The sequence below is a fragment of the Larsenimonas salina genome (assembly GCF_023736155.1).
Taxonomy (GTDB): domain Bacteria; phylum Pseudomonadota; class Gammaproteobacteria; order Pseudomonadales; family Halomonadaceae; genus Larsenimonas; species Larsenimonas salina.
The window spans coordinates 622,028-635,367 of record NZ_JAMLJJ010000001.1; the positions used below are offsets into that span (position 1 = coordinate 622,028).

The following is a 13,340-nucleotide window of genomic DNA, read 5'->3' on the forward strand; positions in this document are numbered from 1 at the left end:
TCATGGTTCCACTGTAGCGCGTACGAGCGCATCAATCAGCATTGGTCTCATCGCAACCCCTTATCGCCACCTTGTAAACCAGAAAAAAAGATCAGGGTTGACATAAAACACCAGACGCTTACTCTCTCGCTGAACAACGAGCCAAGATGAGGAGCCCCCATGGCCGCAGAGCGTCACGACTGGACCCGCGCCGAAATCACTGAGCTGTTCGAACTGCCCTTTTTCGACCTGCTTTACCGCGCACACAGCGTTCACCGCCAGCACTTCGACCCCAACGCCGTTCAGGTCTCGATGCTTCTCTCTATAAAGACCGGCGCCTGTCCTGAAGATTGCAAATACTGCCCTCAGTCCGGCCACTACAATACCGGTCTTGAAAAGGAAAAGCTGATGGCAGTGAACAAGGTGCTGGAAGACGCCGCACGTGCACGCGACGCCGGCGCCAGCCGGTTCTGCATGGGTGCCGCCTGGAAGTCCCCCACCGAACGTGACCTGCCTGCCGTGCTCGAGATGGTCAAGGGAGTCAAGGCGCTCGGGCTCGAAACCTGCATGACGCTCGGTCGATTGACGCCTGAACAGGCACAGGCACTCAGCGACGCCGGGCTCGATTACTACAACCACAATCTTGATACCTCGCCTGAATACTACGGCGACATCATCACCACCCGCACCTTCGGCGAGCGGCTCGATACGCTGGCCAACGTGCGCGACGCCGGCATGAAAGTCTGCTGTGGCGGCATCCTCGGCATGGGCGAAACCGAACAGGACCGCGTTGGCCTGCTCGAACAGCTCGCGACGCTGCCGACCCATCCGGAAAGCGTGCCGATCAACATGCTGATTCGCATCCCGGGCACCCCGCTTGAACACGTCGAGGACCTCGACCCCATCGAGTACGTTCGAACCATTGCGGTGGCGCGTATTCTGATGCCGCGCTCCTACGTGCGCCTTGCGGCCGGGCGCGAGTACATGAGTGACGACACCCAGGCCCTGGCCTTTTTCGCCGGCGCCAACTCGATCTTCTACGGTGAGCGTCTATTGACGGCGGGCAACCCGGAAGCGGACAAGGACAAGGCGCTGTTTGGAAAGCTTGGACTTCATCCAGAGCATCACTGCGGCGTGACGGACCAGGCTCATCAGGCGGCGATCGATGATGCCCTGCGTCACAAGGCCCTTGATGACCTGACCGTTGACGCAAGCGCCTGACATGCTCACCGCACGACTGACTACCCGCCTTGCCGACCACAAGGCGGCCAGGCGCGATCGCCACCATCGTCTGCGTAGCCTTGCACGCCAGACGCGCACCCGTATCGATGGCCGTGACGTGGTGGCCTTTTGCAGCAATGACTATCTTGGCCTTGCCGACGATCCGCGCCTGGTGACAGCACTGGAAGAAGGCGGGCGGCGTTTCGGGGTGGGAAGCGGTGGATCACACCTGATCAGCGGCCACACCGACGCCCACCGACGGCTTGAGAACACCTTGTGCGAACTCACCGGACGCTCTGCGGTACGTCTTTTTTCAAGCGGTTATCAGGCCAACCTCGCAACCATTGCCGCCTTCAGCGAGCGCGGCGATACCGTATTGCATGACCGGCTCAATCACGCCTCGCTTCTGGACGGCGCCCGGTTATCAGGTGCCCGAGTCACGCGCTATCGCCATGGTGACATCGACCATCTGACGCATTGCCTGGCCCGTGACCGCCCTTTACTGACCGTGACCGACAGCGTGTTCAGCATGGAAGGCGATTGCGCTCCTCTCAGCGCGCTTGCCAGGCACTGTAGCGCGCACGACTCAGCGTTGATGGTCGATGAAGCGCACGCCTTCGGCGTGATCGGCGATTATGGGCAAGGCGCTGTCGCCGAGGCCGGTCTTACGGAGTCAGACGTTGCAATCGTCACCGGCACTCTGGGTAAGGCCTTCGGAACACAGGGGGCGTTTGTCGCTGGAAGTGAGACTGTCATCGAGGCGCTGACGCAGTTCGCACGGCCCTACATCTTTACCACCGGGCTCTCGCCGGCGCTTGCCTGGGCAAGCTGTGAGGCGATCACCATCGCCCGCACCGAACGCGAGCGCCGAACGCACCTGAGTGATTTGATCGCTCACTTCAAGCGCGAACTCCCGGCAACGCTTCAAGCGCGCCTTCTGCCCTCAGAGACGCCGATTCAATCGCTTGTGATCGGCGATGAAGCCGACGCACTGGCAGTGGGGGACGCCCTCTGGGAACAGGGCCTACTGGTCGGCGTCATCCGCCCACCCACGGTCCCGAAGGGCTCCGCGCGACTTCGCATCACGCTTTCAAGCGCGCATAGGCATGAGGATGTGAGCCGCTTGATCGAGGTGCTCAGCCAGTGCGGCGTGCAAAAAACGTGCACGGAGGCGAGCGTATGAGCCCTTCAATATTTTTGCTGCCGGGCTGGCCCTTCTCGGCGCAAGCGATGCACGGCCTCGCCGATCATCTGGCCAATCAGCGCCTCCCCGCGCGCCTTCTGGAGCTTCCCTGGCACGCAGGCGCTTCACCTGATGCTTGGGTCGACCGCCTCATGGCAGACATCGACGAAAACAGCATCCTTGTCGGCTGGTCGCTCGGCGGCATGCTCGCATCAAAACTTGCCGAGCGCAGCCCTGAGCGTGTCGAGCGCGTCGTAATGCTTGGCAGCAACGTCCGTTTCATTCAGGACAGCAGCTGGCCTACCGCCATGGTGCCCGCCACGTTCGAGCGCTTTTATCAGTTGTTCAAGCGCCGCCCAGAAACCGCGATCGCCCAGTTCGAGCAGCTCTGCATTGCACCGAATCCGCCTATTGATGTCATGACCTACCGGGCGAACGTGCCCTACGACCACATGAGGGCCGGGCTTGATGTGCTCGCGGGCCTGACCCTGAATACGCCGCCCGCAAGGCCAACCGCGGCGCTGCTGGCCCGGGGCGACAGACTTGTTCCCAAGACCGCGGCCGCAGCGCTTGCGCGAAGCGGAATCGCTACCGACCTTATCGAGGGCAGCCACCACGACCTGATTACACAGCCCGAGGCGCTCAAGTGGGTGGCACGGCAGGTGCGCCCATGACGCAAAAACACCGCATACAGGCCCGCTTCGGTCAGGCGGCGGCGCAGTATGACCATCACGCCCGGCTTCAGCAGCGCATCGCACAGACGCTGGTTGCCCGGGCCGGGCTGACTGAGTCTGGCGCGCTTCTTGACATCGGCTGTGGTACCGGCTGGCTCCTGAAACATCTGGCTGGGCGCGTGCCGGATGCGCGGCTTATCGGCCTTGATCTTTCAAAAGAGATGCTCGCAACCGCCCGGCACGGGTGGCCTTGTGACGCGCCTTCCCCCCTCTGGCTCCAGGGGGACGCCGAGGCCCTGCCCTTGAAGTCGGCCTCGGTCGATACCGTTGTGTCGAGTCTGGCGCTTCAATGGTGCGAGATATCGCGCGCCCTCGATGAGATCATCCGCGTGCTCAACCCCGGCGGCCAGGCACTGATTGCCACTCTGGTCGAGGGCACTCTGCCGGAACTCACTCGGGCCTATCAAACGCTTGACAGGCCTTCGCCGGTAAACGCCTTTCCAAGCGCCGACGCCCTGGGTGCACTTCTGGACAGAATGTCGGCCGTGGAGGCCTCCTGTGCGATCCGCTGGGAGCGCGAAGATCACCCTGAACTCAGCGGCGCACTCGCACACCTTCGTGGCATCGGTGCCAATACGCCCTTGAACGACGCGCCGACACGGTTGCCGGCGCGCCGTTTCGCCCACGCCTTCAAGGCGGCCAGCCGGGGGCCCGGCTTCAGCATCAGCTACAGGGTGGCCTACCTCACTCTTCACCGACTCGACAGGTCATAGATATGCACCACGCCTACTTCGTGACCGGCACCGACACCGACGCCGGCAAAACCACCATCAGCGCCGGTTTGCTGTCGGGCTGGCACAGCCTCGGACATTCGACGGCCGCCAGCAAGCCGGTAGCCTCCGGCTGCGAACAAACACCTCATGGACTGTCCAACAGCGATACTCGATGTCTTGCCGCCGAGTGCCGCCCCGCACTCGATGAGCGAACGATCACGCCCTATACCTTCGAACCGGCCATTGCACCGCATCTGGCGGCTCGGCTTGCAGGCCAGCCTCTTTCGCTCGAGGACGTCATTCGCTCGGTTCGCACGGTGCTGGCACAGGGCACTGATGTAACGCTTGTGGAAGGCGCCGGTGGGTTTCGAGTGCCATTGAACGATCACGAGGACTTGAGTGACCTCGCCAAGGCGCTGGAACTACCGGTAATTCTCGTGGTCGGCATTCGTCTCGGTGCGATCAATCACGCGCGTCTCAGCTCCGAGGCCATCCGCGCGGAAGGGCTTCACCTTGCCGGCTGGGTCGCCAATCGAATCGACCCGAACATGGCCTACGCCGATGATACCGTCGAGCGACTGACCCAGACCCTCGGCGCACCGCTCCTGGGTGATGTGCCCTATTTAAGCGACCCGGCCGCCGAACGGGTCGCTCGTTACCTCTCGCTGCCGGACGTTTCGCCACAGAACATGACCTCGCCCGCCCCCGGAATCGGGTCGGCAGCCTCACTCTCTCTGGCACAGGACACGGCCCGATGACGAATAACGCCCACTGGATGAACCGCGATCTTAAAAGCGTCTGGCACCCCTGTACGCAAATGAAAGACCACGAATGGCTGCCAATGATTCCGATCAAGCGCGGCCAGGGCGTCTGGCTTGAAGACTTCGACGGCAATCGCTATCTGGATACCGTCAGCTCCTGGTGGGTCAATATTTTCGGCCACGCCAATCCCGCCATCAATCAACGCATCAAGGATCAGCTCGATACCCTCGAGCATGTGATTCTGTCGGGGTTCACCCACCAACCGGTGATCGAGCTGTCAGAACGCTTGACGGCCATTACCCCCGAGGGCCTCGGCCACTGTTTCTACGCCGACAACGGCTCATCGGCCACGGAAGTGGCCATGAAGATGAGTTTTCATTACTGGCAAAACCACGGCCAGCATCGAAAGACGCGGTTTTTGTCACTGCAAAACGGCTACCACGGCGAAACGCTCGGGGCGCTGGCGGTCAGCCACGTCGGCTTGTACCGGGACACCTATCAGCCGTTACTGCTCGACGTCGAATCCGTGCCCTCCCCGGACTGCTTCGGTCTGCCTCGCGATGAGTGGGAAGCCCACTGCCGATCGATGTTCGCTCATATGGAAGCGGCGCTTGAGCACGGACGCGACGAACTCTGCGCCGTGATCGTCGAGCCGCTGGTTCAGTGCGCCGGCGGCATGCGTATGTACCATCCGGTGTATCTAGAGCTTTTGAGAGAGGCCTGCACCCGCCATAGTGTGCACCTCATCTTCGATGAAATCGCGGTGGGTTTCGGCCGCACCGGCACTCTGTTTGCCGCCGAGCAGGCCGGCGTCAGCCCGGATTTCTTATGTCTGTCGAAGGCACTGACCGCAGGCTACCTACCGCTTTCGGTGGTGCTGACAACCGATGAGGTCTACGACGCGTTCTACGACGACTACGCCGCGCTCAAGGCCTTTCTGCACTCTCACAGCTATACCGGCAATCCATTGGCCTGCAGTGCGGCACTGGCGACCCTCGACCTGTTCGCACAGGATGACGTCATCGCAAACAATCGACAACTTGCCGAGCACATGCGTGAGCGCAGCGAGGCGTTCAGGGACCACCCCCACGTTGGTGATGTCCGCCAGCACGGCATGATCGTTGCGATCGAAATGGTCAAGGACAAGGCAACGCTTGAACCCTACCCCTTCGAGGAACGTCGTGGCCTGGCCGTGTTTCAACACGGGCTGAGCCGCGGTGTCCTGCTTCGACCGCTGGGTAACGTGATCTACTGGATGCCGCCCTACGTGGTCACACTGGAAGAAATCGATCTGATCGCCGATGTCACTCGAGAAGGTCTAAAAGCCGCGACCGGCGTTTGAAGACAACTCCCAAGACTGTGCGCATCTCATGAATGTGCATCTCATAAAAAAACCCGGCCAAGGCCGGGTTTTTATTTTTACGTCACAGGACGCGGTAATCACACGAACCGGGGCGGGGGTCGATGCACATAGGTGTTATCGATCCACTCCGGATAGCGCTCCCGCTCCTGCCAGACCGTATAGTGCAGCCGAGACAAGAGAATCGGGTCGTCGATCAGCTGAAGCTTGAGCGCGTTGGGCACTCCGTGCGGGCCATGCTCGAGCACTTCCTCGAGATAGCGCTTTCGGCTTCGCTCCAATGCGTCCGACTCACCATGACGAGCCACGCCCATTGCACAGGCGAAGGCGTTTTCGACCGGATCCACCACCGCATCGATGAAACGCGGCGTTTCCCGAAGCGCTTCAGCGTGGCGAACATAACGCTTGGTCGCCCGAAGCTCGCGCGCGGGCTTGGCCTCTTCCGGAATCAAAAACAGCCGCTTGCGCCGACTCTTGATGCCAAGGCCAACCTTGCTTGAAATTACCGAGACCGGAATCGACAGGATCAGCGCACCAACGATCGGAGCCAGCCACCAGAGAAACCGGGGGTCGAGATACCAAACGCCCGCGGTCCAGACCAGACCCAATACCGTTTGTGGCCCGTGACGAACAACCGCTTCACGCCAGGGCGTTTCACTGCTGTCACGCGACGGTGATTTCCACTTGATCTGAATCCCGAGCAGCGCAGCCAAGACGAATCGGGTGTGAAAGAGCATTCGCACCGGGGCCAGCATCATCGAGAAAAGTGACTCAAGCACCATACTGAGCCCGAGCCGAGCACGGCCGCCGTAGAGCTTGGCGCCCTTGACCCACAAAAGGATGATACTGAGGATCTTGGGCAGAAACAGCAGGGTCAGCGTGGTGGAGAAAAGCGCCACCGCCTTGCCCGGATGCCATTCCGGCCATTGAGGGTGCAGCATGCCAGGTTCCGGGAAGTACACCGGCTCCGACATGGTGTGAATGCCAAGCATCACGGTCGAGAGCACCAGGAATAAGAACCAGAGCGGTGCCGACAGGTACGACATGACACCGGTCAGAAAGACCGCGCGGTGTACCGGGTGCATGCCTCGCACCATGAACAATCGGAAATTCATCAAATTGCCGTGACACCAGCGGCGATCGCGCTGAAGTTCTTCCAGGAGGCTCGGCGGCATTTCCTCGTAGCTTCCCGGCAGGTCATAGGCAATCCAGACACCCCAGCCTGCACGGCGCATCAGCGCGGCTTCAACGAAATCGTGTGAGAGAATTTCGCCGGCCAGGGCGCCCTTGCCCGGAAGCGGTGCAAGCGAGCAGTAATACATGAACGGCTCAACACGAATGATCGCATTGTGCCCCCAGTAATGGGACTCACCCAGCTGCCAGAAGTGAAGGCCCGCGGTGAAGAGCGGCCCGTAGACACTGGTCGCAAACTGTTGAAGGCGCGAGTAAAGGTTATTACTGCCCGCCGCCACCGGCGCTGACTGGATGATGCCAGCATCGGGATTGGCTTCCATCAGCTGCACCAGGCGCTTGAGGCAGTGACCGGTCATGACACTGTCTGCGTCAAGCACCAGCATGTAGCGATAGAGGCTGCCCCACCGGCGACAGAAGTCGTCGATGTTGCCGCTCTTGCGTTTTACACGACGTCGGCGACGGCGATAGAAGATGCGCCCGAACCCGTCGACCTCGCGGCAAAGCCGCATCCACGCGTGCTGCTCGGCCAGACACAGCTCGGGGTCATAGGTGTCACTCAACACGTAGAAATCGAACAGGTGGCCCTGACCGGTTTTCTGCACGGACTCATAGGTGGCCTTGAGGCCTGCAAAGACGCGGTCCACATCCTCGTTGCAGATCGGCATGACCAGGGCGGTACGTGCGCTGTCTACGATGTCGGCATCGGGCGTGGCCGAGGCCGTGATGCTGTAGCGATCACGTCCCTTGAGCAGCTGGAAAAAGCCCATGAGCGCGGTCCAGAACCCGGACGACACCCACGCAAACAGCAACGCGAACAACACAAGAATCGCGATCTCGAGCGGCGTGGTGCCCTTGTACGGCAGAATCGACGTCATGTACATGACCGCCATTGCGCTTTGCGCAACGGTCAGCACCGCAAGCGTCCAACGCCTGGCCGTACCGACCTTCTGCCAGTGATAGCGCTTGGGCGCGTCCGGTGCCTGCTGCTTGCGCTGCCACGGTTTGATCTCACCCCGCTTCAGCTTGATCGACTTCGACATGCGCTTGAACGGACTGGTCGTCCAAGGCTTGGGCGCCATCGATGCACGGCTCACCGGGGGCGCCGTTGCGATGCGTACGCGCCCCTTGGGGTCATGGCCCAGCACGGCAGGCGGCGCCAAAGGGGAACTACCATAGGCCAGTTCCAGCCGCCTGAGCACGCTCAGACTGGCTGGATCCTGCCCCGGCTCGGCGGTATCCCCAGTGGTCCCTAGATAGCGGTGGAGTTGACTAAGGGTCAGGTCCGAAGAGCTGCCCGAGAGCAGCTTTCGACGTTCCTTGGGCTCACTGGTCTCGAGCGCCAGGCGCTCGAGATAGTCCTGAGCCAAACTGATGTCGGATACGTTATCACTCATTGGCAGCTTGCAGCATGTAGCTCCAGGTTTCAGACAGTGCACCGCCCTGTCCATCCGTCAGGTACGCACGCAGCTCGATCGGCTTGGCGTTGTCTTTCGGCTTGACGTTAAGCGTCAGACGATACCCACCCGTCGCGGGGTTCTTTTGAACCTCAGTGCGGCTGATATCACCGTTGTCTCCGGCACTCACGTTGGCCTTTGGCGTATTACTGCCATCGAGCGACTTGAGGTTCGGACCCTTGAAGTCGAGTACGAATTCGGTCGTGCCGTCGCTCTTGCGAATGAGATTATCCTGCAGCACCTCGCCCTGGCTGCGGCGGGTTTGGGACACCCAGGCGTTGTCCGGGCTATGGTATTTCGGCTCGTTCAACGTCCAGCTAATGCGGTAGTCGTAATTGAGCGGCTGATCGACGCCTGGAAGGTTGGTTGGACGCCAGTAGGCAACGATGTTGTCGTTGGTTTCATTCGGCGTCGGGATCTGCACCAGCTCGACCTGGCCTTGGCCCCAATCGTTGGTCGGCTGAATCCAGGCGCTCGGGCGCAGGTCGTAACGGTCGTGCAGGTCTTCATAATCGTGGAAGTCATGGCTTCGCTGCAGAAGACCAAAGCCGCGCGGACTATTGGCATCAAAGGAGTTGACCTGGAGCTTTTTGGGGTTTTGCAGCGGGCGCCAGAGCCAGTCATTGTCACCGGAATTCACGGCGAGACCGTTTGAATCATGAATCGCCGGGCGATAGTTAAGTTGCCCATTAGGCTGACTCGGCCCGAACAGGAACATGCTGGTCAGCGGTGCAACACCAAGCTTGGTCACTTCGTGGCGACGGAAGATGCGCGATTTGACATCAACGACGCTGTCTTCACCCGGACGCAGGATAAAACGATACGCGCCGGTCATGCTCGGCGAGTCCATCAGGGCAAAGATGGTCAGGTATTTGTCGCCTTTTTCAGGCTTTGCAATCCAGAACTCCTTGAACCGCGGGAACTCCTCACCAGAGGACAGCGCCGTATCGATGGCAAGGCCGCGCCCGGAGAGACCGTAACGCATGTTCTCGCCGATCACGCGGAAATAGCTCGCCCCCAGAAAGACCATCACTTCCTGTTTCGTGGCGCTGTTGATCGGGTAGTTGACCTTGAATCCTGCAAAACCAAGATCGGACAGCTTGGACTTATCGAGCTTTAGATCGCCAAAGTCGAAATCGTCCGGGGAGTATTTGACCTCATGAACATCATCGGCCTGCGGTCCATCGATTTCGTTGATGGTCACCGGCGTATCGTAGTGCATGCCCTGATGGAAAAAGCTCAGATCAAACGGCAGATTCTCATCGCGCCAAAGCGACTTGTCCGCTTTAAACTGAATTTTTGCATAATCCTTGTACTTGAGCTTGGCAAGCTCATCGGACAGGTTGCTTTCCGGCTGGGAATAGTTCTGCTTGGCAAGCGACTTGGCCTGGTCCGCTACGTCCTGAAAGCCAAAGGCGAAGGCCTGCTGAGCACAAAGGAGAGAAGCGAGGCTGAAGGCGATAAGGGGGAGACGATGGGAGGCTCGGGGGGACTCTGAACGTTCAAAAGATCGATGGTGCGTCACGGATGACTCCTCATGCGCTGTCTGGATTCGGTATTATCGATGCGCCTAAACGCACAGGGCAACGCGCATCTTGACTTAAATCACATGCATTAAGCTATAAAGCATTGAGCGAATCAATATCCGGCAACGCTTAGGCAATATCTTCTTTTACTGTAATAACACGTGCTTAGCATTGTCTGGTCAGGCTATTAACGACTGCAGAACGCCGTTCTAAACAACAGACTACCAGATTTGCAGCAAAGACAATCTGCCATTCGTAACACGATGTGTCCTCGTAACACGTAACGCCCGCTCTGGCACAGTGCCGGGGTAACGGTATCTATCACGGTGTCAACGCGCTGAAGACACTCCGGGAACATAAAACGAAAGTCGTATCGCCTTACTCAGCGCCCTCGCCAACAGACTTCCGCTACCCCCTCAAATACACAAAGGGTCAACCCAGCCAGACCGATCCCTCAAACATGTTCGACCGTTTTTTACTCGGACTTACAGGAAAAAACGCGTTTGATGTACCCCAACCAGAGCAAACCGCCGACCACCGGTGCACACACGCCACCAAGCACCAAATACGCTGAGACCGGCACATGGGCAAAAAGCGTGGCAAGCCCCGCCCCACCGCTCATCTGAAAGCACCCAAACAGGGCCGAGGCACTGCCTGCACGGTCAGGAAACGCCTCGAGCGCCAAACTGACGGCCGAGCCGAGTGCAAGGGAAAACCCGGCCGTGAACAGCGCAACCGGTGCCATGAAGCCAACCACGGATGTCCCCCAGAGTGCGAACGAGAGAAAGAACATGAGGCCCGAAACCACAATCAGACATGTTCCGCCAACAAAAGTAGGTACACGGCCCAGTCGCTCGATCAACCGCGTCGCCCCGAAGAAGCTTACGACATTGATCAGGGCATTGGCCCCGAACACAAGCCCGAACTGCCACTGACTCAATCCCAGCGTATCAACCAGCAGCACCGGCGAGGCCGTCACGTAAATAAGCACTGCTCCCATACCTATCGCGGCAAACGTTGCAAAGAACATGAACCGTGCATAGGCGAGCATCGGTAGAAATCGATGCAGATGATAAAGCGTACCGAGCGAGCGCTTTGAAGCAGGTAGGGTCTCAGGCAGAAAGCGAGCGCACATCACACAGGTCAACAGCGCAAAAACCGCCATGAACAAAAAGGTGCTTCGCCAGCCGGCAAGGCTTGCAAGCATGCCACCAAGCGCCGGTGCAAGCGCTGGAATGATGCACAGCGAACCATTCAAGTAGCTGTAGATCTGTGCGCCGCGCTGAGGTGTGAACGCATCTCGCACCGCCGAGAAGGCAACGACGGTTGCGACACAGGCCCCCATACCCTGTAGAAAGCGCGCGGTATACATCAACGAAAGCGTCGGGGAGAACGCCCCCAGCACCGCACCGAGGGCGTATAAAAAGCAGCCGGCCAAAGCCCAGCGCTTTCGCCCGTGACGATCGGTCAAGGGCCCGACCAACAGTTGCCCGATGCCGACCGTGAACAAAAAAAGCGTGATGGTAAGCTGCAGCTCAGCGTTATCGCCCTCGAAATCACTGCGCATCAATGGCATCGAGGGCAGATAGATATCCACGCCAAGCGGCGTGAGCATGACCAGAAGTACCAGAAGTACGGGCCAGAAACGCCCGCCGCTCGCCGATGACATACGACTTATCCTTTTTTGAGCAATGTTCTAAATTAAAGAGAAACGTTAAAGAGAAAGGGCCGTTTGCTTGATTGTGTGGTGGTCATGTTTGAACTGCAGCGATCCGACATCGCGTATTTCAGACCTCTGTTAATATTGAAGACTTGACCGGTACACGTCCCGCAAACTCCCGATTGCCTTTTCCTCAGCATGGACACCGATACTGTATGGGCAGTGACAATAACGCACCCTCGAATCAAGCAAGTGATGAACAGCACGAAGCCAGTGCAAAGGCGCAGGCACGCGACGAGCAGGAAAAGGCCCTTGAAAGCCAAAATGAAGGCAGTGAGGCGCTCGACACCAAAAATCTGCCCTCGCAGGCGGCCGCCGTACATGAACGGCTTCGCATCGACGGCGAGAAGGAGCTCGAGCGAGACACCTTTGCCCTGATGTGGTCGGCCATTGCCGCCGGCATTTCCATGAGCGCATCGATGATGGCCAAGGGCGTTTTGCACACGCACCTGCCGCCGGATTCAGGCGTCAGCTTTCTGATCGAAAACCTGGGCTACACCCTCGGTTTCATCATCGTGATTCTGGCTCGCCAACAGCTATTTACCGAAAACACCGTCACGGCGGTTCTACCGGCCATGAGCCACCCGAACCTTAAAAATCTGATCTGTCTGTTGCGGTTATGGGGCGTTGTCCTTCTTGGCAACATTGTCGGCGCGGGGCTTGCCGCATTCACCTTCTTGCATTTGCCCATGTTTACAACCGAGGTGTCGGAATCCTTTGTCACCATCGGGGAGCATGTCATGGAAAATTCGGCGTTCGAGATGTTCGCCAAGGGCATCGTGGCCGGCTGGCTGATCGCGACCCTTGTGTGGGTCATGCCGTCTGTTGAGCAGGCCAAGGTCTGGATCATTTTAATCGTGACCTATTTCGTGGCGATCGGCGAGTTTACCCACATCATCGTAGGCTCAAGCGAAGTGCTCTATCTTGTGTTCGACGGCAAGGCCACCTGGGGCGATTTCCTGTTTCATTTCGGATTGCCGACGCTTTTCGGCAACATCATGGGCGGCACATTCATCTTTGCGTTAATAAGCCATGCCCAGATTCGAAACGACATGGATGTACAGCGCCAAGGCAAACGCGGCGCCTGGCTCTACAAGCAGCGCGTCAACGGCAAGCGCAGCAAGTAATCAAGGTGTCTTGCCATACAAAAGGGCCGGCGTATGCCGGCCCTTTTTCGTGATCGTCTTCGACCGAAAACGTCAGTGCACGGTCGAGGACGGAAGTTCTTCGTCGTCAGAAGGTTCACCGTTTTCCCAGAGCTTCGAGCGCGTCAGCGCATGATCAATCATTTCGCGGGCGATTTCGAACCGGCTGTCGCGCAGCATATCGATGGCATCGTCTGAAAACCGGATGCTCACCAGTGCTTCATCCTCGCTGTCGGATGGGCGAAGCACCACTTCACCATTCGAGAGCTCGACGATTTCAAGTATGGCTGTGTCAGACACGGGTCACCTCATCTGTCAGGCCAACAGGTCAGCTAGGAACCGCCAGCCA

11 protein-coding genes are annotated in these 13,340 nt (G+C 59.1%); 7 read left to right on the forward strand and 4 right to left on the reverse strand.

What is annotated here, in order from left to right:
• Positions 1-159 precede the first annotated feature (159 nt).
• Genes bioB through NAT23_RS03015 form a run of 6 tightly spaced genes read left to right on the forward strand, consistent with a single transcriptional unit; the run spans position 160 to position 5,934 of the window.
• Entirely contained in the window at positions 160-1,200 is a 1,041-nt protein-coding gene (gene bioB / locus NAT23_RS02990; RefSeq protein WP_251925370.1) for a biotin synthase BioB, read from the forward strand.
• A gap of 1 nt (position 1,201) precedes the next feature.
• The gene (gene bioF, locus NAT23_RS02995) at positions 1,202-2,383 is read left to right on the forward strand and encodes an 8-amino-7-oxononanoate synthase (RefSeq protein ID WP_251925372.1); all 1,182 of its coding nucleotides are present in this window, start codon (positions 1,202-1,204) and stop codon (positions 2,381-2,383) included.
• A complete protein-coding gene (locus NAT23_RS03000) occupies positions 2,380-3,057 on the forward strand; it encodes an alpha/beta fold hydrolase (protein ID WP_251925374.1) in 678 nt (225 codons plus the stop codon). Before bioF ends, NAT23_RS03000 begins: the two co-directional genes overlap by 4 nt.
• Positions 3,054-3,830, forward strand: coding sequence for a methyltransferase domain-containing protein (locus NAT23_RS03005; protein ID WP_251925376.1), 777 nt, complete (start codon positions 3,054-3,056; stop codon positions 3,828-3,830). The genes NAT23_RS03000 and NAT23_RS03005 overlap by 4 nt, the downstream gene beginning before the upstream one ends.
• A 2-nt stretch (positions 3,831-3,832) precedes the next feature.
• Positions 3,833-4,588: a dethiobiotin synthase gene (gene bioD / locus NAT23_RS03010; RefSeq protein WP_251925378.1), complete on the forward strand. Its 756-nt coding sequence runs from the start codon at positions 3,833-3,835 to the stop codon at positions 4,586-4,588.
• On the forward strand, positions 4,585-5,934 hold the full coding sequence (locus tag NAT23_RS03015) for an adenosylmethionine--8-amino-7-oxononanoate transaminase (protein WP_251925380.1): 1,350 nt from the start codon (positions 4,585-4,587) through the stop codon (positions 5,932-5,934). Before bioD ends, NAT23_RS03015 begins: the two co-directional genes overlap by 4 nt.
• Before the next feature lie 98 nt (positions 5,935-6,032).
• Here the strand turns inward: NAT23_RS03015 and mdoH are convergent, their stop codons facing one another.
• From mdoH to NAT23_RS03030, 3 genes are all read right to left on the reverse strand, one after another.
• On the reverse strand, positions 6,033-8,540 hold the full coding sequence (gene mdoH / locus NAT23_RS03020) for a glucans biosynthesis glucosyltransferase MdoH (RefSeq protein ID WP_251925382.1): 2,508 nt from the start codon (positions 8,538-8,540) through the stop codon (positions 6,033-6,035).
• Complete coding sequence (locus NAT23_RS03025; protein ID WP_350028300.1) at positions 8,533-10,125, reverse strand: glucan biosynthesis protein G; 1,593 nt, start codon at positions 10,123-10,125, stop codon at positions 8,533-8,535. Before NAT23_RS03025 ends, mdoH begins: the two co-directional genes overlap by 8 nt.
• Positions 10,126-10,601: 476 nt before the next feature.
• On the reverse strand, positions 10,602-11,795 hold the full coding sequence (locus tag NAT23_RS03030; RefSeq protein WP_251925385.1) for a multidrug effflux MFS transporter: 1,194 nt from the start codon (positions 11,793-11,795) through the stop codon (positions 10,602-10,604).
• Positions 11,796-12,001: 206 nt separating this feature from the next.
• On the opposite strand from NAT23_RS03030, the gene NAT23_RS03035 reads away from it, so the two are divergent.
• Positions 12,002-12,973 (forward strand): formate/nitrite transporter family protein, encoded by a 972-nt coding sequence (locus NAT23_RS03035; RefSeq protein WP_251925387.1) that lies wholly within the window; start codon positions 12,002-12,004, stop codon positions 12,971-12,973.
• Between the two features lie 72 nt (positions 12,974-13,045).
• On the opposite strand, the gene NAT23_RS03040 is transcribed toward NAT23_RS03035, so the two are convergent.
• A complete protein-coding gene (locus NAT23_RS03040) occupies positions 13,046-13,291 on the reverse strand; it encodes a hypothetical protein (protein ID WP_251590211.1) in 246 nt (81 codons plus the stop codon).
• Positions 13,292-13,340 lie beyond the last annotated feature (49 nt).

Coding starts and splice junctions, on each gene's coding strand:
- bioB (WP_251925370.1), top strand. CDS start 160: ATGGCCGCAGAGCGTCACGACTGGACCCGCGCCGAAATCACTGAGCTG.
- bioF (WP_251925372.1), top strand. CDS start 1,202: ATGCTCACCGCACGACTGACTACCCGCCTTGCCGACCACAAGGCGGCC.
- NAT23_RS03000 (WP_251925374.1), top strand. CDS start 2,380: ATGAGCCCTTCAATATTTTTGCTGCCGGGCTGGCCCTTCTCGGCGCAA.
- NAT23_RS03005 (WP_251925376.1), top strand. CDS start 3,054: ATGACGCAAAAACACCGCATACAGGCCCGCTTCGGTCAGGCGGCGGCG.
- bioD (WP_251925378.1), top strand. CDS start 3,833: ATGCACCACGCCTACTTCGTGACCGGCACCGACACCGACGCCGGCAAA.
- NAT23_RS03015 (WP_251925380.1), top strand. CDS start 4,585: ATGACGAATAACGCCCACTGGATGAACCGCGATCTTAAAAGCGTCTGG.
- mdoH (WP_251925382.1), bottom strand. CDS start 8,540: ATGAGTGATAACGTATCCGACATCAGTTTGGCTCAGGACTATCTCGAG.
- NAT23_RS03030 (WP_251925385.1), bottom strand. CDS start 11,795: ATGTCATCGGCGAGCGGCGGGCGTTTCTGGCCCGTACTTCTGGTACTT.
- NAT23_RS03035 (WP_251925387.1), top strand. CDS start 12,002: ATGGGCAGTGACAATAACGCACCCTCGAATCAAGCAAGTGATGAACAG.